Origin of the sequence: Mycolicibacterium thermoresistibile, from assembly GCF_900187065.1 — a bacterium.
Taxonomy (GTDB): Bacteria; Actinomycetota; Actinomycetes; order Mycobacteriales; family Mycobacteriaceae; genus Mycobacterium; species Mycobacterium thermoresistibile.
This window is the reverse complement of the sequence record NZ_LT906483.1, coordinates 4,697,323-4,714,999: the sequence shown is the minus strand read 5'-3', so window position 1 is coordinate 4,714,999 and position 17,677 is coordinate 4,697,323. Positions and strand designations below refer to the sequence as shown.

The 17,677-nt window shown below is 69.8% G+C and carries 17 protein-coding genes; 6 read left to right on the top strand and 11 right to left on the bottom strand.

The window, feature by feature from the left end:
* Position 1 precedes the first annotated feature (1 nt).
* Positions 2-229 carry a hypothetical protein gene (locus CKW28_RS22425; protein WP_003924246.1) on the bottom strand — a complete coding sequence of 76 codons (228 nt, stop codon included), beginning with the start codon at positions 227-229 and terminating at the stop codon, positions 2-4.
* A gap of 176 nt (positions 230-405) precedes the next feature.
* On the opposite strand from CKW28_RS22425, the gene CKW28_RS22420 reads away from it, so the two are divergent.
* Both CKW28_RS22420 and CKW28_RS22415 read left to right on the top strand, forming a co-directional pair.
* Positions 406-732, top strand: a complete 327-nt coding sequence (locus CKW28_RS22420; RefSeq protein WP_040546173.1) for a hypothetical protein — start codon at positions 406-408, stop codon at positions 730-732.
* Between the two features lie 130 nt (positions 733-862).
* Positions 863-1,777, top strand: coding sequence for a DMT family transporter (locus CKW28_RS22415; RefSeq protein ID WP_003924248.1), 915 nt, complete (start codon positions 863-865; stop codon positions 1,775-1,777).
* Between the two features lie 19 nt (positions 1,778-1,796).
* Here CKW28_RS22415 and CKW28_RS22410 read toward each other — a convergent pair whose 3' ends face one another.
* From CKW28_RS22410 to CKW28_RS22390, 5 genes are all read right to left on the bottom strand, one after another.
* Positions 1,797-2,927: an epoxide hydrolase family protein gene (locus CKW28_RS22410; protein ID WP_003924249.1), complete on the bottom strand. Its 1,131-nt coding sequence runs from the start codon at positions 2,925-2,927 to the stop codon at positions 1,797-1,799.
* Between the two features lie 21 nt (positions 2,928-2,948).
* Complete coding sequence (locus CKW28_RS22405; RefSeq protein WP_040546174.1) at positions 2,949-5,144, bottom strand: elongation factor G-like protein EF-G2; 2,196 nt, start codon at positions 5,142-5,144, stop codon at positions 2,949-2,951.
* Positions 5,145-5,243: 99 nt separating this feature from the next.
* Positions 5,244-5,696 (bottom strand): TIGR03668 family PPOX class F420-dependent oxidoreductase, encoded by a 453-nt coding sequence (locus CKW28_RS22400; RefSeq protein WP_003924251.1) that lies wholly within the window; start codon positions 5,694-5,696, stop codon positions 5,244-5,246.
* A gap of 10 nt (positions 5,697-5,706) precedes the next feature.
* Complete coding sequence (gene pyrE, locus CKW28_RS22395; RefSeq protein WP_003924252.1) at positions 5,707-6,297, bottom strand: orotate phosphoribosyltransferase; 591 nt, start codon at positions 6,295-6,297, stop codon at positions 5,707-5,709.
* Positions 6,298-6,350: 53 nt separating this feature from the next.
* Entirely contained in the window at positions 6,351-7,163 is an 813-nt protein-coding gene (locus CKW28_RS22390) for a HugZ family pyridoxamine 5'-phosphate oxidase (protein ID WP_003924253.1), read from the bottom strand.
* Between the two features lie 99 nt (positions 7,164-7,262).
* Here CKW28_RS22390 and CKW28_RS22385 point away from each other — a divergent pair, with 99 nt between their 5' ends.
* The gene (locus CKW28_RS22385) at positions 7,263-8,921 is read left to right on the top strand and encodes a hypothetical protein (RefSeq protein WP_131807458.1); all 1,659 of its coding nucleotides are present in this window, start codon (positions 7,263-7,265) and stop codon (positions 8,919-8,921) included.
* An 18-nt stretch (positions 8,922-8,939) separates the two neighbouring features.
* Here the strand turns inward: CKW28_RS22385 and CKW28_RS22380 are convergent, their stop codons facing one another.
* Positions 8,940-9,329 carry a RodZ family helix-turn-helix domain-containing protein gene (locus CKW28_RS22380; protein ID WP_040548515.1) on the bottom strand — a complete coding sequence of 130 codons (390 nt, stop codon included), beginning with the start codon at positions 9,327-9,329 and terminating at the stop codon, positions 8,940-8,942.
* Between the two features lie 454 nt (positions 9,330-9,783).
* On the opposite strand from CKW28_RS22380, the gene treS reads away from it, so the two are divergent.
* Together treS and CKW28_RS22370 are read left to right on the top strand one after the other, a co-directional pair.
* The gene (gene treS, locus CKW28_RS22375; protein ID WP_003927789.1) at positions 9,784-11,595 is read left to right on the top strand and encodes a maltose alpha-D-glucosyltransferase; all 1,812 of its coding nucleotides are present in this window, start codon (positions 9,784-9,786) and stop codon (positions 11,593-11,595) included.
* A complete protein-coding gene (locus tag CKW28_RS22370; RefSeq protein ID WP_003927790.1) occupies positions 11,592-12,974 on the top strand; it encodes a maltokinase N-terminal cap-like domain-containing protein in 1,383 nt (460 codons plus the stop codon). The genes treS and CKW28_RS22370 overlap by 4 nt, the downstream gene beginning before the upstream one ends.
* Positions 12,975-13,025: 51 nt before the next feature.
* Here CKW28_RS22370 and CKW28_RS22365 read toward each other — a convergent pair whose 3' ends face one another.
* Complete coding sequence (locus tag CKW28_RS22365; protein ID WP_003927791.1) at positions 13,026-13,580, bottom strand: TetR/AcrR family transcriptional regulator; 555 nt, start codon at positions 13,578-13,580, stop codon at positions 13,026-13,028.
* A 265-nt stretch (positions 13,581-13,845) separates the two neighbouring features.
* Between CKW28_RS22365 and CKW28_RS22360 the strand changes: the two genes are divergently transcribed.
* Positions 13,846-14,109: a hypothetical protein gene (locus CKW28_RS22360; RefSeq protein WP_003927792.1), complete on the top strand. Its 264-nt coding sequence runs from the start codon at positions 13,846-13,848 to the stop codon at positions 14,107-14,109.
* Positions 14,110-14,128: 19 nt separating this feature from the next.
* Here the strand turns inward: CKW28_RS22360 and glgX are convergent, their stop codons facing one another.
* The 3 genes from glgX to CKW28_RS22345 form a co-directional block, all read right to left on the bottom strand.
* Positions 14,129-16,303, bottom strand: a complete 2,175-nt coding sequence (gene glgX, locus CKW28_RS22355; protein ID WP_003927793.1) for a glycogen debranching protein GlgX — start codon at positions 16,301-16,303, stop codon at positions 14,129-14,131.
* Between the two features lie 83 nt (positions 16,304-16,386).
* Positions 16,387-16,953, bottom strand: coding sequence for an isochorismatase family protein (locus tag CKW28_RS22350; RefSeq protein WP_003927794.1), 567 nt, complete (start codon positions 16,951-16,953; stop codon positions 16,387-16,389).
* 33 nt (positions 16,954-16,986) lie between these two features.
* Positions 16,987-17,667, bottom strand: coding sequence for a PAS and ANTAR domain-containing protein (locus tag CKW28_RS22345; protein ID WP_040548492.1), 681 nt, complete (start codon positions 17,665-17,667; stop codon positions 16,987-16,989).
* Between the last annotated feature and the right edge of the window lie 10 nt (positions 17,668-17,677).

The following is a 17,677-nucleotide window of genomic DNA, read 5'->3' as shown; positions in this document are numbered from 1 at the left end:
GCTAGTCGATCGGCTCGAGGTTCTCGTCGTCGAGGAATACCAGGGTGCCGTCGTCGAGCCGGACCGCCCAGCGCCGCGCCCGTGCCGTCAGTGTGTCGTCGACGACGACTTCGGTACCTGCGAGGTCGCCGAAGTCCTCGACGATCTCTCCGGTGGCACGTGACTCATCAGTGGTGCGCACCCGGCTGCCCACCGCCAACCGGGTGTGCTTCTCCTCGGCCCCAGCCATGATGTCAATGTATCCCGCTGCTCCGCGGCTCCTGTCTTCGATGTCAATTCGGGACCGAGGCGAGCGGCAACCGTGCCGAAGCTGCAACCGATCTGAAGCCGGGCCCACACCGCGTGGTGACCGGCCGGTGCTGTTCCCGACTACTCTTGTGCGCAGGTGCAGAGCAGGGAGCGGATATGAGATTTCGGTTGTTGCCCTACGTCACCGTCGACGTCGACGACGACCGGTTGCGGCAGCGGCTGCGCCGAGCCGGAGAACGGCTGCGCACCACCCTGACCGCCTATCTGCGCAGCGCCGCCGACGATGTCGAGACCGCCGGTGATCGCGTCCGTGATCTGTGCGAGGCGGCGGTCGAGCGGGTGGACACCGCGGTGGCCACCGTCAACGACCGGATCGCCCCGTCCGACCCGCCGGCAACCGGTCCGGAACCGGCCGGCCCGACGGGATCGGACCCCGCGCGTTCCGGGCCGGGTCGGCCCAAGCGGCATCTGCGCGCCGTCTGACACGTCCCTGCTGCTGCGCACCCCGCACCGGTCCGGGAGAGATCCGGGTGCCGCGCTGAACGCCGGCCGGGTTCGGTTTACCGTGGTGGGGTTGTCGGCCATCGAGACGTGCGCCGGGAAGGGATGAGTCGTGCTGGGCCAAGGACTGGCGGTGCTGCTGGCGGTGTGTGCAGCGGTGTTCGCCGCCGTCGGCATCGTGGTCCGCCAGCGCGCCACCATGGACGTGCCGCCCGAGAAGGGTGTGAGCACGGTGATGATCGCCACCCTGGTCCGGCGCCGGCTGTGGTGGATCGGCACCGGTGCGGCCGTCGCCGGATACGCCCTGCAGGCCGCCGCCCTGGCGTTCGGTTCGCTGATCCTGGTGCAGCCGATCCTGGTGTCGGCGTTGCTGTTCGCATTGCCGTTGAGCGCGCGGCTGGGGGCCCGGCGGGTCAGCCGCGGTGAATGGGCGTGGGCGGCCGTGCTCACCGTCGCGCTCGCCGCGTTCGTGTTGATCGCCAAACCCAAACCCGGCGACTACCAGGCGTCGATTCCCGGCACGGTCGTGGTGACGGTGGCCTGTGTGGCCGGGGTGACCGTCTGCGTGGTGTTGGCGGTGCGCAGTCTGGGCTGGCGGCGGGCGCTGCTGCTGGCCACCGCGGTCGGCGTGTTGTTCGGCGTCGTGGCGGTGCTGACGAAGGTGTGGTTGCACAAGCTGTTCACCGGCGGCGTCGCGGTCGGCGTGACCTCGCCGCTGCTCTACCTGCTGATCCTGCTCGGGGTGCTGGCGACCTTGCTGCAACAGTCGGCGTTCCACGCCGGTTCGCTGCAGGCGTCGGTGCCCACCATGCTGGTGCTGGAACCGGTGGTGGCCGTCGCGTTGGGCGCCGCGGTGCTGGGTGAGCATCTCGACATCAACGGCTGGGAGCCGGTGCCGCTGGCCCTCGCCGGGGCCGCGATGTTCGCGGCGACCGTCGCCCTGGGCCGCAACGAGGGCGCCTATGAGGAACGCCTCGAGGTGGCCGCCCTGGCCCAGCAGTCCCGGTCGCAGCAGGTCCGCACCTGAGCGTCGCGCCGCCGGTCGCTCACCGGATGGTGCGGAAGAACGTCCGGACGTCCTCGACGAACAGTTCGGGCTGTTCGAACGCGGCGAAGTGACCTCCCCGCGGCATATCCGTCCAGTGGGTGATCGGGTAGATCGCCTCGCACCAGTGCCGCGGCGCCTGATTGATCTCGCGCGGGAACCGCGCCACCCCGGTCGGCACCCGGACCCGGTCCGTGGAGCCGAACACCGCGAAACTCTCCCAGTACAGCCGTGCCGACGACGCCGCCGATCCGGTCACCCAGTACAGCATCACGTTGTCCAGCAGTTCGTCACGGCTCAGCACGTTCTCCGGGTGGCCGTCGCAGTCCGTCCAGGCCCAGAACTTCTCGACGATCCAGGCCAGCTGGCCGACCGGCGAGTCGACCAGGCCGTAGCCCAGTGTCTGCGGCCGGGTCGACTGCTGTTTGGCGTATCCGGAATCCCAGCGCCGGTAGTGCCGGGCGGCCGCCAGCGCCCGCTGCTCCTCCGGCGTGGGATCGGTCAGATCGGCCGGTGGCCGGGCGAGCGGCATGGTGGTGTGGATGGCCACGCACCGGCCGCCGCGGCGGCCGAGTTCGGTGGTGACGGCGGCGCCCCAGTCGCCGCCCTGGGCGCCGTAACGGTCATAGCCGAGCCGGGCCATCAACTCATCCCAGGCGGTCGCTATCCGGCCGACACCCCATCCGGTCGTCGTCGGCTTACCGGAGAACCCGTAACCCGGCAGTGACGGGCACACCACGTGAAACGCGTCGGCGGCCGTGCCGCCGTGCGCCGTCGGGTCGGTGAGCGGCCCGATGACCTTGTGGAACTCCACGATCGAGCCCGGCCAGCCGTGGGTGATCAGGAGCGGAAACGCGTCCGGATGCGGGGAGCGCTGATGGATGAAGTGGATGTCGAGCCCGTCGAGTTCGGTGATGAACTGATCGAAGCGGTTCAGCGCGGCCTCCCGGGCCCGCCAGTCGTATCCGTCGGCCCAGTACCCGGCCAGGTCCCGCACATAGTCCAGCGGGACGCCCTGCCCCCAGTCGTCGACACATTCGCGGTCGGGCCAGCGGGTGCGCGCCAGGCGGTGGCGCAGGTCGTCGAGGTCGTCGTCGGGAACGGCGATGCGAAACGGCTTGACCGAGGGCATGGTTCATTATCACGTGCCTCGTCACGTGCCCTGGGATCGGATCTTCGCGGCCGCCGCCTCGGGCATCGGTTCGTAGCGGGCGAAGCTGCGGGTGAACGACCCGGCGCCGTGCGCCAGCGACCGCAGATCGACTGCGTACCGGGTCAATTCGATCTGCGGGACCTCGGCACGCACCGCCGAGCGGTCCTCGTCGGTCTTCTCGGTGCCCAGCACCCGGCCGCGGCGCCCGGCCAGATCACTCATCACCGGTCCGACGAGGTCGTCGGGAATGACGACGGTCACCTCGTCGACGGGTTCGAGCAGGTCGATGCGGGTGGCCGCGGCGGCTTCCCGGAGCGCGAGGGCGCCGGCCATCTGAAACGCGAAGTCCGACGAGTCGACGCTGTGCGCCTTGCCGTCGACCAGCGTCACGCGGATGTCGACGACGGGGTAGCCGGCTGCCACCCCCTTCTCCATCTGGGCGCGGACCCCTTTCTCCACGCTCGGGATGAACTGACGCGGCACCGCACCGCCGACCACCTTGTCGACGAACTCGAAACCGGAACCCTCCGGCAGCGGTTCCACCTCGATGTCGCACACCGCGTACTGACCGTGACCACCGGACTGCTTGACATGCCGGCCATGCCCTCTTGCCTTGTCGCCGAACGTTTCTCGCAGCGGAACGCGGACCTCGACGGTGTCCACCGCGACCCCGTGGCGGCGGGCCAGCGTGTCGAGCACCACCTGGGCGTGCGCTTCACCCATGCACCACAACACGATCTGATGGGTCTGCGGGTTCTGCTCGATCCGCAACGTCGGGTCCTCGGCGTTGAGCCGCTGCAACCCGACCGCCAGCTTGTCCTCATCGGTCTTGGCACGCGGTCGCACCGCCACCGGCAACAGCGGTTCGGGCATGGTCCACGGTTTGAGTACCAGGGGATTGTCCTTGTCCGACAACGTGTCACCGGTCTCCGCGCGGGTGAGCCGGCCGATCGCACAGATGTCGCCGGCGATCACCGCCGGGGCGGGACGCTGCTGTTTGCCGAGCGGAAAGGACAGCGAACCGATCCGCTCGTCCTCATCGTGGTCGGTGTGGCCGACGGTCCAGGCCGTCCCGGACGGGCCGCTGCCGGTCCCGAAGGACCCGGTCCCGAACGGCACGGTGCCGAAGAACGCCGTGAAATGGCCCGACACGTGAACGGTCGTGTCGGGCCTGATGGTTCCGGAGAACACCCTGGTCAGACTGATCCTGCCGACGTAGGGGTCCGAGGTCGTCTTGACCACCTCGGCCAGCAGCGGCCCGGCCGGATCGCAGGGCAGCGGATCGCGCCGGGCCCCGGCCGGGGTGAACATCTCGGGCAGCCGGTGTTCGGGCGGTGCCGGGAATCCGCGGGTGATGATGTCGAGCAGTTCCAGGGTGCCGATCCCGGTGGTGGAGCACACCGGGATGACCGGGAAGAACGATCCCCGGGCGATCGCCTGTTCGAGGTCCTTGAGCAGCACCGACTCGTCGATGTCCTCCCCGGCGAGGTAGCGGTCCATCAGCGTCTCGTCCTCGGACTCCTCGATCACACCCTCGATCAGCTCGCCGCGGAGGGTGTCGATGCGTTCGGTGTGGGCACCGTCGGGCGGGCGCAGCGTCCGGGCGCGTTCCGAATACCGGTAGTGGGTCTTGGTGATCAGGCCGAGCAGACCGTCGTCGACGGGGACGAAGAGCGGAAGCACCCGTTCGCCGAACGCCGCTTGGGCGCCGGCCAGCGCCTCGGCGTAGTCGGCGCTCGGATGGTCGAGTTTGGTGATCGCCACCGCGCGCGGCATCCCCACCTCGCTGCATTCCCGCCACAGCGCCCGGGTGGAGGCGTCGACGCCCTCGTTGGCGGCGACCACGAACAACACACAGTCGGCGGCCCGCAGCCCGGCCCGCAGTTCCCCGACGAAATCGGCGTAGCCCGGGGTGTCGAGCAGGTTGACCTTGACCCCGTCGTACTTGAGCGGCGCCAGCGCCAGCGCGATGGACCGCTGCTGGGCGACCTCGGCCTCGTCGAAGTCGCAGACCGTGGTGCCCTCGATGACCGAGCCGGGCCGGTTCAGCACGCCGGTCGCCACCAGCAGCGCCTCGATCAGCGTGGTCTTACCGCCCCCGGACGGCCCGACCAGCGCCACGTTGCGGATCGCCGCCGGGCTGTCGGCCACCGGGACGGCGGTGCCCGTTGCGGAAGAGTTCGACCTGTCTGCCACGGCATTCTCCCTCGCCTCGCGCAGCCGGTGCGGTGCGGGCCCTCACGCGCCGCACGAATCAACCATTCCTCGATGTGACGCAGAGCACAAGGGCGCGGATCAGGCGTGCCAGGACGACCAGTGCCGGATCTCCACGGCGACGACCGGGCCGTCCAGCGTGATGCGTTGGTACTGCGGGTATTTGCGGCGCAACAGCGCGTAGCCGGTGGCCATCTGCTCACCGCTGCGGTGGATGGTCGCGATACCGTCGGCGCGCACCCACCACAGCTGGGTCCAGTCCTCGGTGTAGTGGTCGACGAGCAGGCTCACCCGCGGATTGGCCTCGATGTTGACCAGCCGCCGCAACCGCTGGGTGGTCTTGGGCTTGGCGTCGACCGCGGTGTAGACGGCGCCGCCGTGCACGGCGAAGACCACCGGGACCAGGTGGGGCTGACCGTCGGACCCGACCGTCGCCAGGGCCGCCACCGGCGCGGCGGCGAACATCGCCTCGGGGTCGAACCCGTGCGGGTCGGGCCCGCTGGAGGGGACTCCGCTGGGATTGCCGGGGGCCATGGCAGCCAGCCTAGGTCGCCGGGTCGACCGCCTGCACCGGTTCGATACCGAGATCCCGGTAGGTGACCAGGGCGACGAAGGGAACGCCGCGCTCGGCGAACAGGCGCGCGGCCGAATCGCCGCGGTCGACCATCGGGATCACCCCGGTGACGACCGCGCCCGCCTCGGTCACCCGCTCGTAGGCCTGCAGCGTCGAACCGCCGGTGCTGATCACGTCGTCGACCAGCAGCACCCGGGTGCCGGGGGCCAACCGGGTGCCCTCGATCCACTGTTCGCGGCCTCGGGACTTCTGTTCCTTGCGGACCGAGAACCAGGCCTTGCCGGTGACGATCGCGATGCCGTGCGCCAGCGGATCGGCACCCATCGTCAGGCCGCCCACCGCGTCGAACTCGATGTCGTGCGCGGCGGCCAGTTCCACGACCGCCCGGCTGACCAGTTCCAGCCGGGTGCCGGTGTCCACGGCGTACTTGCCGTCGATGTAGTCGTGGCTGAGTTGACCGCTGGCGAGCCGGAACGGTTCGGCGCGTCGTTCATACCCGCGGGTGCGGATCAACTCGAAGGCCTCCTGCCAGGAGGCCGGACGGTCGGGCGCGGCAGTCATACCGGTGATCGTATGGCAGGGGCCCGGCCTGCCGGGTCCCGGCCGCCGGGAGGTCAGGCGCCCTCGCGGGCCATACGGGTCAACTCGACTGCAGCCGAACGCAATTCATCGATCGATCGCAGCGGGGCCGGATAACCGACCCGGGTGTGGGCCACCCCGCGTTCGGTGTCCACCCGGAGATCCAGGCCGTAGCGGTCGGCGCCGGTGCAGACCGCCGACCGGGTGTCCGGGTAACCGCCGAGCACCCGGGCCATCGCGGTCAGCGCGTCGGCGTGGTCGTCGTTGAGGTGGGCCACCGCCCGGGCCGCCCGGGGCCGCACCGGATCCGGTTCGGCGGCGGCGTAGTCGGCGCCGGTGGCCGAATCCATCCGGCCGTACCCGCCCACCCAGCGGACCCGGTGCACACGCAGCAGCCACACCGTGAAATCGCTGTAGTCGATGTAGAACCTGGCCGCGGCGACGGCGTTGAGGTGCGCCTCCCGGGCAGCGGTCAGTTCGGCGCCGGTGGGACGTTCGGCCACCCCGGCCAACGTCACCCGGGCGCGGGCCAGTGGGTCGGTCTGCGCGCCGGCGTCGTCCGGGGCGACGATCGCGATGCTGGCGCGTGGGTCGGCGTCCAGGTTGCGGCCGTGTTCGGCGAGATCGGACACACACAGCACCGGTGCGCCGTCCAGGTCGCCGTAGGTCACGAACGACGCCCAGGGGTCACCGTCGGCGGTCAACGTGGCAAGCGTCGCGGTGTTGGTCGACGCCACGATGGTGCGCGCTTCCTCGGCGGCCGACGGGCGGGCCGGGTTCCGCGGGGGTTGCAGGGGAGGCGGAATCGTCGGGGCGTCGCCCGGGTCGCCGTGGTCACGGACCGTCACTGTGTTGTCCTCCCGAAAGCTCGGATGCGGAATTGCCAATGGTGAAACAATCCCAGAACATATTCGCGGGGAGAACCTCGACAACGGGGAGTGGTCATCGTGTCGGCAACGGCATGGCGGATCGTCGGCTATGCCGGTCTGATCGCCGGAGGGGTGTGGTTGGCACAGGCCACCGCCCCGGTCGCTGGTGCGCAACCCGGCGACGACGACTCCGGTGACTCCGGTGCCGGCCGGTCCAGCCAGTCGGCCACGCCGGCAGCATCCGCACAGGCCGGGTCCGCACGGGCCGGGTCCTCGCAGGCCGGGTCCCCGCGGACTGCCGACGCTCGACGGAACGGCTCCCCGGTGCGGTTCGGTGCCGGCCGCGGCCCGATCGGGACGGCCGCGACCACTGCCGATGCCCAGCCCGGCGGTACCCGGGCCGGCGGCCGACCCGGGACGCCACGTGCCGACGGTGTCGGGTCGCGTTCGCGCGGCAGCGTCGAGGTCGGCTCGAACGGCATCGCGGTCCGGATCGGCGCGCAGCAGGTGCGGATCTCCGGCGCGGATTCCGAACGCGGCCGGTGGGGGGTGCGCAGACCGTCCACGGCGGGAGCGAACACCGGGTCGGCCGTGGCGGCTGCGACGGCGGCCGGGACCGGGGCCGGCGCCGGTGGATCCGATGGGCCGGCTGCCCGGCCGAACACCGGCGAACCCGGTTCCGGTGCGCGCGGCGCCGGCAATCCGGGTGTCGCCGCGGTACGCGGCCGCGGCGCCACATTGTTCCTCACGGTGCCCCAGGTGCTGCGCCACCGCGGCGGCGGGACCGGCGATTCACCCTTCACCCGGGGCATGGTGGTCAACACCGTGCGCATCGGGGTGTCGACCGGGTCGACGGTGCGCGGCGCGCTGCAGTCCGATCCGATGGCGGGCGCGGCGGCCGGGCCGGACCCCGAACCCGGACCCGCACCCGGAGAACAGAGCGGCCCAGGAGAACAGACCGGCCCCGCCGAGGCGCAGCCCGGGGTGAACGAGGGCACGTATCAAGGCGCGGACGAGAATCCCGACGACGGACCCGGTGAAGGCCTGCCGGCACCCCGGCCGGTCCCGTCGCCCGGACAGGAGGAGGCCCCCACGGTGGTCGACGGCCGCCCGCCCGGGCTCGGTGCCGCGCCATTGCCCAGGGTCGGTTCCGTTCCACCGCCGGCCGCTCCGCCGGATCTGCCGATCGCCGAGACACCGCCCGACGAGCCGCCGGTGATCGACGTCGGCGGCCCGGTCGTCAACGCCCCGGGCGGGGGCGGCGGCCGCGCCCCGGGCGAGCCGCAGCCGATCCAGGCGCCGTTGCTGCCGGTCCCGCGGGCGGTGCCGCCCGCCTCGGTGCGGCCCATACTGCCGACCGTTCCTCCGGTCGCGTCCCCTCCGCCCGCCGCCGCGCCACCGCTGGGACCGCCGGCCGGCCCGGTGCCCGGTCGCCCGGGCGGTGCGCCGTCTTCTCCGGGTGCCGGCGGCGCGGCGAACCCGGTGCCGGCCCCGGGCCGCGGCCCCACCCCGGCACTTCCGGCACCGGTGCCGCCCGGAACCGTCCGGGCCGACCTGCACCGGCTCGGCTATCCGCAGTATCTGCGGTCGGCGCGCAGCGGCGAGATCGCCGCGGTGGCCCTGCCCGGGGTGGCCGGGCTGGTGCTGATGACGGTCGGCGGCGCGATCATCGGATACCGGCAGGCCAGCGCCGAACGGATGGTGCGGGTGAACGCCGCGCAGCGGTTCCTGCCCTGACCGGATCGCCCGGCCCGATCAGCCGCCGAGGGCGGCGATGAGATCTTTGATCTTGATCTCTTCGCCCTCGGTCGGAATCTCCTCGGCCTCGACCGCCGCGATGATGTCGGGACGCAGCCCGATGCCGTTGGCCGCCTCCGGGATGGACAGTTTGGCGCGCTGCCGGGCGATGTAGAGACGCTGGCCCAGGGTGGCGTTCGGTCCGTTGGCGGCGGCGGCCATGACCTCGTCGTAACGGTTGCGCACCGCGCTCAACGCCACGATCACCGAGGGGTTGGTCCGGCTGCGGGTGGCCGCCTGAGCCAGGGCGCCCTGCAACTTGCGCAGGCCGGCCAGCACCACGCCCACCTGCTCGGGATACTCCGGATCGGCGGGGTCGGGCAGAGCGTCGATGGCTGCGGCGTACATGTGCATCGCCGCATCGGCCATACCGACGATTACAGGAGCTTCACCATCATTGGGCACAGACTCAGCCACAGGCACTCGATTCGTCGAATCCACAGGGTGATCGTTCCAGCGGGCCGGCATCCGCCCGGCCCGGGACAAGATCAAGGACGCGGAAACGTTAACGCGTCCGCGCGGCCGATTCAACCGCCGGTCATCGACTGTGAGTTATTAACTGTGAGGTCGGCGTCCGGCTCGTTGCGTCCCCCTCTGCCGCGACGACCCGGACGCCGTCCGGTCGCAGCTTCGCTGCCCACCCCGGCTGAGAACATTAAATGCCTCCGATGATCATGCCGGAGCAAAACCGCGAAGAAATTTGCCGGATCGTCATACCCGGGGATCAGGTGGCCGCCCGGGACCCGTTCGCGCGGTTGATCTTCGCGATTGGATCCGCCGGGCGTGGGTAGTTTTGAAGCTGATGGAGTCGACCAGCGAACCCGACCGGCGCACCGAGCACCACCGCTCCGAGGGCAGTCATGTCGAGCATGGTCCCGCCGGAAGCGTGGTGGAGCACCCCACCGCCGACGACTTCGGCCAGGCCCGGGTGCTGCCCGAGGACCCCACCTGGTACAAACACGCCGTCTTCTACGAGGTGCTGGTCCGGGCGTTCTACGACTCCAACGCCGACGGCATCGGCGACCTGCGCGGTCTGACCGAACAACTCGACTACCTCAAGTGGCTCGGGGTGGACTGTCTGTGGCTGCCGCCGTTCTACGACTCACCGCTGCGCGACGGCGGCTACGACATCCGCGATTTCTACAAGGTGCTCCCCGAATTCGGCACCGTCGACGACTTCGTCAACCTGCTCGATGCGGCGCACCGGCGCGGTATCCGCATCATCACCGACCTGGTGATGAACCACACCTCCGACACCCACCCGTGGTTCGAGGAGTCCCGGCGTGATCCGGACGGGCCCTACGGCGACTTCTACGTGTGGAGCGACACCGCCGAGAAGTACTCCCAAGCGCGCATCATCTTCGTCGACACCGAGGAATCGAACTGGACGTTCGACCCGGTGCGCCGGCAGTTCTACTGGCACCGGTTCTTCAGCCACCAGCCCGACCTGAACTACGACAATCCCGCCGTGCAGGAAGCGATGCTCGACGTCCTGCGGTTCTGGCTCGACCTCGGCATCGACGGCTTCCGCCTGGACGCGGTGCCGTACCTGTTCGAACGTGAGGGCACCAACTGCGAGAACCTGCCCGAGACGCATGCCTTCCTCAAACGGTGCCGCAAGGTCGTCGACGACGAGTACCCGGGCCGGGTCCTGCTGGCCGAGGCCAATCAGTGGCCGGCCGACGTGGTCGCCTATTTCGGCGATCCCGCCGTCGGAGGGGACGAATGCCATATGGCGTTCCACTTCCCGCTGATGCCGCGCATCTTCATGGCGGTCCGGCGCGAGTCCCGCTTCCCGATCAGCGAGATCCTCGCCCAGACACCGGATATCCCGGAGACCGCGCAGTGGGGCATCTTCCTGCGCAACCACGACGAGTTGACGCTGGAGATGGTGACCGACGAGGAACGCGACTACATGTACGCCGAGTACGCCAAGGACCCGCGGATGAAGGCCAACGTCGGCATCCGCCGGCGCCTGGCCCCGCTGCTGGAGAACGACCGCAATCAGATCGAGTTGTTCACCGCGCTGCTGCTCAGCCTGCCCGGCTCACCGGTCATCTACTACGGCGACGAGATCGGGATGGGCGACATCATCTGGCTCGGCGACCGGGATGCGGTGCGCACCCCGATGCAGTGGACACCCGACCGCAACGCCGGCTTCTCCAAGGCCAACCCGGGCCGGCTGTACCTGCCGGTGAACCAGGACCCGATCTACGGCTACCAGTCGGTGAACGTGGAGGCGCAGCGGGACAGTTCGACCTCGTTGCTCAACTGGACCCGCAAGATGCTGGCGGTGCGGCGGCGGCACCGGGCGTTCGCCGTCGGCGACTTCCGCGAACTGGGCGGCAGCAACCCGTCGGTGCTCGCCTTCATCCGCGAGCTCGAGGAGGACGGGCAGAAGGACACCGTGCTGTGTGTCAACAACCTGTCGCGCTTCCCGCAGCCGATCGAACTGCAGCTGCAGAACTGGAGCGGTTACACCCCCGTCGAGATGACCGGATACGTCGAGTTCCCCCGTATCGGCCAGCTGCCGTACCTGCTGACGCTGCCCGGTCACGGGTTCTACTGGTTCCAGCTGCGCGAGCCCGAACCAGAGGTTGGAGAGCAGCCATGAATCTGCCGTTCAAGGACTGGCTACCGCATCAGCGCTGGTACGCCGGGCGCAGCCGCGAGCTGGTCACCGCCGAACCGGCGACGGTCATCGCGTTGTCTGAGGACATGGACCTGGTGCTGCTCGACGTGGACTACCGCGACGGGTCCGCCGAGAAATACCAGATCATCGTCAGCTGGCACGCCGACGGCCCACAGGGCGGACCGGACCGTGGACACGGCGGCGGACCGATCGAGGAGTACAGCGCGGTCGCGACGATCGGCAGCGCCGGTGACCGCACCGCCTACGACGCGCTCTACGATCCCGCCGCCGCCAGGCACCTGCTGGAACTGTTCGAGCGGTCCGCCACCGTCGGCGCGGTGCGCTTCGACAAGGAACCCGGGGTGACGCTGCCGCTGCAGGCCAGCCCGCGGGTCTCACCGGCCGAGCAGAGCAACACCAGCGTCATCTACGAGGATGTGCACGGCGGCGAGGACGCGGTGATCTTCAAGTCGTTCCGCCGGGTCACCCCCGGCGTGCACCCCGACATCGAGCTGAACCGGGTGCTGGCCCGGGCCGGCAATCCCCACGTGGCCCGGCTCATGGCGGCCTATGAGATCGAATTCGACGGTGCCCCATACGCATTGGGTATGATCACCGAGTTCGCCGCCAACTCGGCCGAGGGTTGGGACATGGCCACGGCGAGCACCCGCGACCTCTACGCGGAGGGGGACCTGTACGCCGACGAGGTCGGTGGCGACTTCGCGGCGGAGTCCTACCGGCTCGGCGAGGCGGTGGCCTCGGTGCACCGTTCACTGGCCGAGCAGCTGGGCCGCGGCACCGCGGAGTTCCCGGTGGAGCCGCTGCTGGCGCGGCTGGCGGCGGCCACCGAGACCGTGCCCGCGCTCCAGCCCTACGCGGCGCTGATCGAGGAGCGGTACCGCAAACTGGCCGAACAGACCATCACGGTGCAGCGCATCCACGGCGATCTGCATCTCGGACAGGTGCTGCGGACCCCGGAACGCTGGCTGCTCATCGACTTCGAGGGCGAGCCGGGTTATCCGCTGTCCGAACGGCGCCGGCCGGATTCACCGCTGCGGGACGTGGCCGGGATGCTGCGGTCCTATGAGTACGCCGCCTACCACCGGCTGGCCGAACAGGGCGGCGACGATCTGCAGCACGACAAACAGCTCGCCGCGCGGGCGCGGGAGTGGGTGGACCGCAACACCGCGGCGTTCTGCGACGGCTACGCGGCCGTGGCCGGGGACGACCCGCGGCACCACGCCGAACTGCTGGCCGCCTACGAGCTCGACAAGGCGGTGTATGAAGCCGGCTACGAGGCGCGGCACCGCCCGAGCTGGGTGCCGATCCCGCTCGAGTCCATCGCCCGGCTCATCTCCTGACCGGACCCGGGCCCTGACCCCGGGTCCCCGACTCTGGATCCCCGACCGGTGTCACGGCCGGAAGATGAAGTCCAGGAACTGTTCCCGGGTCTCGTTCGGGATGTCGGGGGCGGTGGCGTCGATCATCAACAACCCGGCGTTGGTGGCCACCGCGAGCGTCGCGCGCAGATGTGCCTGGGCCATGTCGAAGCCGGAGTCGATCAGGGCCTGGCGGGCCGCGCGCAGCACCCGTTCGTCGCTGCGGCGCACGCTGGCGGCGACCGCGTCGTCGGTCAACGCCCAGATCCGCATCACCCGCGACACCGCCCAGTGGCGCGAGTCCAGCTGGGTTTCCATCATCCGCCGCAGCCGCTCCCGGGGTTCGAGGTGCTCCGGCTCGGCGGCCCGGGCGTCGCGTTGCTCCCGCTCGTCTGCCCACGCCTGCACCAGCGCGGCGCGGTAACCGGCGACGTCGGAGAAATGCCAGTAGAAGCTGCCCTTGGTGACACCGAGCCGCGCACACAGCCGGGAGATGCGCAGCGCGTCGGGGCCACCCGAGGCCAACTCGGCGAAGCCGGCCGCAATCCAGTCGTCCACCGACAACCGGCCGCCGGGTGGCTGATCCATGCGCGGGAGCATACGGCCAACCGCCCCGGCGCGGCGGATTTCAGCAAAGAATTGCAGCCGTGGCCGCCGGTCGGCTACCGCCGCTCATCGGTGCCGACACCGGCCCGCCCGGCCGGGGTGCTTCGAACATCTCAGCAACCTGTGTGGCGGCCACGGCTGCGATACCAGCAAACGTACCATACCTCGCGGTACGGAGCGGGGCGTTTAGCGGTGCTTCGGGCGGGGCAACCGGCGGGCGACGACAGCGTGACTGCGAGGAGGCCACATGAATCCCGAGGGGATGGATCCGGCGAGCGCGAACGACGTCGGCGGGCCCGGCGACACCCTGCGCCCGATGGAGGCGCTGGACTCCGACGATCTGCGCAACGACGACGGCGACGAGGTCGTCGACCCGCCCGAGCGGTGGAGCTCCGGGTATTCCAGCGGCGCCGCGGGCGTCACCGCCGACGGCCATCTCGAGGAGGAGACCCTCGACGCGAAACTGGCGGCCGAACGCCCGGACCCGGTGGCCGAGGAGCTCGCGGAGTAGATCCACCCGGTGAGCGGGCTCAGTCGCCGGCCGGAACGGCCTGGAGTACCACGACCGCGCGGCCCTCCACCGACAGCGGTGCCCCGGCGTCGAGCGGCTCGGCGGCCGGGCCCGCGGGTTCGGCGGTGTCGATCACCCGGAGCCAGGAGCCGGCGAAATCGGGCGGCGGTAGCGTGAACTCGATCGGCTCGAAGTGCGCGTTGAAGCACAGCAGGAACGAGTCGTCAACGACCCGCTGCCCCCGCACATCCAGATCCGGGATGCCCTGACCGTTCAGGAACACCGCCATCGATTTGGCGTAACCGGACTCCCAGTCCTCGTCGGTCATCTCGGAGGCGTCCGGCGCCAGCCACGCGATGTCGGGCAGCCGATCGCCGCCGTGCCCGCGCACCGGCCGGCCGGAGAAGAACCGGCGGCGCCGGAACACCGGGTGGGCGGTGCGCAGCGCCGAGACGGTTCTGGTGAACTCGATCAACTCGGTGTCCGCGGTGGACCAGTCGATCCAGGACAGCTCATTGTCCTGGCAGTAGACGTTGTTGTTGCCCTGCTGGGTGCGGCCCAGCTCGTCGCCGTGGCAGAGCATCGGCACCCCCTGGGACAGCAGCAGGGTGGCCAGGAAGTTGCGCTGCTGGCGGGCGCGCAGCGCGTTGACCTGCGGGTCGTCGGTCGGCCCCTCGGCGCCGCAGTTCCAGGACCGGTTGTGGCTCTCCCCGTCGTTGTTGTCCTCGCCGTTGGCCTCGTTGTGTTTCTCGTTGTAGGACACCAGATCCCGCAGGGTGAATCCGTCGTGGGCGGTCACGAAGTTGATCGACGCGACCGGCCGGCGGGCGGTGTTCTCGTACAGATCGGCCGACCCGGTCAACCGGTAGGCGAGCTCGTCGAGGGTGGCCGGTTCACCGCGCCAGTAATCGCGGACGGTGTCGCGGTACTTGCCGTTCCACTCGGTCCACTGCGGCGGGAATCCGCCGACCTGATAGCCGCCCGGCCCGACATCCCACGGTTCGGCGATGAGCTTGACCTGGCTGACGGTCGGATCCTGTTGCACCAGTTCGAAGAACGTCGCCAGCCGATCCACGTCATAGAACTCACGTGCCAGCGTCGACGCCAGATCGAACCGGAACCCGTCGACGTGCATCTCGGTGACCCAGTACCGCAGCGAATCCATGATCAGCTGCAGGGAGTGCGGGTTGCCGACGTTGAAGCTGTTACCGGTGCCGGTGTAGTCCATGTAGTAGCGCTTGTCGTCGTCGACGAGCCGGTAGTAGGCGGCGTTGTCGATCCCGCGGAAGCTCAGCGTCGGCCCGAGGTGGTTGCCCTCCGCGGTGTGGTTGTAGACCACGTCGAGGATCACCTCGATGCCCGCCTCGTGCAGCGCCCGCACCATCGCCTTGAACTCCTGCACCTGCCCGCCCGGGGCGGTGCTGCTGCTGTATTTCGGGTCCGGCGCGAAGAAGCCGATGGTGTTGTAGCCCCAGTAGTTCGACAACCCCTTGTCGAGCAGGGTGGAGTCGTTGGCGAAATGGTGGACCGGCATCAACTCGATGGCGTTGACGCCCAACGCGGTGAGGTGGTCGATGATCACCGGGTGCGCCACCCCCGAATACGTGCCGCGCAGTTCCTCGGGCAGATCGGGATGGGTCTGGGTGAGCCCTTTGACGTGCGCCTCGTAGATCACCGTGTCGGCGTACTCGTGACCCGGCGGGCGGTCGGTGCCCCAGTCGAAGTAGGGATTGATCACCACCGACTTGGGCATGCTCGGCGCCGAATCGTCGTCATTGCGGCTGTCCGGGTCGCCGAAGTCGTAGCCGAACAGCGACTGATTCCAGTCGAATGATCCGTCCAGCGCCTTCGCGTACGGGTCGAGCAGCAGTTTGTTGGGGTTGCAGCGATGCCCGGCGGCCGGATCGTACGGACCGTGCACCCGGTATCCGTAGTGCTGGCCGGGGACGACGTTGGGCACATAGCCGTGCCAGACGAACGCGTCGACCTCCGGCAGCGGCACCCGGGTCTCCCGGACACCGCCCGCGCCGTCGTCGTCGAAAAGGCACAGCTCCACCCGTTCGGCGGCTTCGCTGAACACCGCGAAGTTGGTGCCGTAGCCGTCATAGGTGGCGCCGAGCGGGTAGGCCTTACCCGGCCAGATCTGTGCCTGATCGGGGGACGCCGGCCGTCGGGCGGCGGTGGACTGGGTCACGAATGCTCTCAATCGGTTGAAGTTGTCGAAGGGGCTGGCGCTAGACCGGGGTTGTCAGATGTCAGGGGTTCACCCGTCGGAGTTCACGCGGCGAGCGAACCGGTCACCGCGACACCGGCGTCGCGAAGTTCGGACACCGCCCGCGCGGTGGCGTCCGCGTCGACGCCGGCGGTGTAGTCCACCAGTACCCGGGTGTCGAAGCCGTGCCGGACGGCGTCCAGCGCGGTGGCCCGCACGCAGTGGTCGGTGGCGATCCCCACGATGTCGACCCGGGTGACCCCGTGGTCGCGCAGCCATTGCGCCAACGGGGTTCCGGATTCGTCGACACCCTCGAATCCGCTGTAGCCGTCAGAGTACTGCCCTTTGCCGAACACCGCCTCGATCCGGCCGGTGTCGAGGTCGGGGTGGAACTCCGCGCCGGGGGTGCCGGCGACGCAGTGCCGCGGCCACGATCTGACGAAATCGGGGTGGTCGGAGAAATGGTCGCCGGGGTCGATGTGCTGGTCCTTGGTCGCCACCACGTGGGTATACCCCGTCTCGGACCGCAGCAAATCAGAAATCCGCCGCGCCGTCGTGGCGCCACCGGCGACCGCCAGCGCGCCGCCTTCACAGAAGTCGTTCTGCACGTCGACGATGATCAGGGCCGTCATGTCTCCACGGTAGGCCGGTCGGGCAGGACGGGTTCAGGAAATACCGGCCCGGCGCCCGTCGGAGTTGGTCCGTTGGTGCGCGGTGAGCAGCAGATGGTCGAACGTGCCGCGGGTGGGCAACTCGTCCTGATAGTCCAGGCCGGTGAAGTCCTCGATCAACTGCTCGGCCAGCATCCGCAGCTTGACGTTGGTCTCCTGGGACCGCCACTTCAACAGGTCGAAAGCGGCGTCGGCGCCGATCCGGTAGATCAGCATCAGCATGCCCTTGGCCTGTTCGATGGTGGCGCGGTTCTCGGCGATCTGCGCGACGGCGGCGCTGACCAGATCGTCGGCGACCGCGATGTTGGGGGTGACGTCGACGTAGAAACCGTGGGTGCCGATCACCGCCCCGTTCTCGTCGCACAGCTGATCTCCCACCACCACGACCGAATGCACGTCGCCGTGCTTGTCGACGATGCGGTGCCGGGTGCTGAACGTGTTGTGGCTGCGCCGGATCTGCTCCAGCGTGGCCACCATCTGGGCGTAGTCGTCGGGGTGCTTGTGGGAGAGCACCAATTCGGTGGTCGGGGTCACCGTGCCCGGTTCGTAGCCGTGCATCTGCTGAACCTGGGGCGACCATTCCCAGCGTTCGTCGGCGAAGTAGAAGCGGAACCAGCCGACCCGCTGCGGCGAACCGCCGGCGAGCGCGTCTTCCACCGAACCATCACCCGGCACGCCGTCACTG

Excerpts from the sequence above, each read along its gene's own strand:
- CKW28_RS22370 (WP_003927790.1), top strand. The coding sequence starts at position 11,592 with ATGAATCTGCCGTTCAAGGACTGGCTACCGCATCAGCGCTGGTACGCC.
- CKW28_RS22360 (WP_003927792.1), top strand. The coding sequence starts at position 13,846 with ATGAATCCCGAGGGGATGGATCCGGCGAGCGCGAACGACGTCGGCGGG.
- pyrE (WP_003924252.1), bottom strand. The coding sequence starts at position 6,297 with ATGACTGCCGCGCCCGACCGTCCGGCCTCCTGGCAGGAGGCCTTCGAG.
- CKW28_RS22365 (WP_003927791.1), bottom strand. The coding sequence starts at position 13,580 with ATGGATCAGCCACCCGGCGGCCGGTTGTCGGTGGACGACTGGATTGCG.
- CKW28_RS22425 (WP_003924246.1), bottom strand. The coding sequence starts at position 229 with ATGGCTGGGGCCGAGGAGAAGCACACCCGGTTGGCGGTGGGCAGCCGG.
- CKW28_RS22420 (WP_040546173.1), top strand. The coding sequence starts at position 406 with ATGAGATTTCGGTTGTTGCCCTACGTCACCGTCGACGTCGACGACGAC.
- CKW28_RS22410 (WP_003924249.1), bottom strand. The coding sequence starts at position 2,927 with ATGCCCTCGGTCAAGCCGTTTCGCATCGCCGTTCCCGACGACGACCTC.
- CKW28_RS22400 (WP_003924251.1), bottom strand. The coding sequence starts at position 5,696 with ATGGCCCCCGGCAATCCCAGCGGAGTCCCCTCCAGCGGGCCCGACCCG.
- CKW28_RS22350 (WP_003927794.1), bottom strand. The coding sequence starts at position 16,953 with ATGACGGCCCTGATCATCGTCGACGTGCAGAACGACTTCTGTGAAGGC.
- CKW28_RS22380 (WP_040548515.1), bottom strand. The coding sequence starts at position 9,329 with ATGTACGCCGCAGCCATCGACGCTCTGCCCGACCCCGCCGATCCGGAG.
- treS (WP_003927789.1), top strand. The coding sequence starts at position 9,784 with ATGGAGTCGACCAGCGAACCCGACCGGCGCACCGAGCACCACCGCTCC.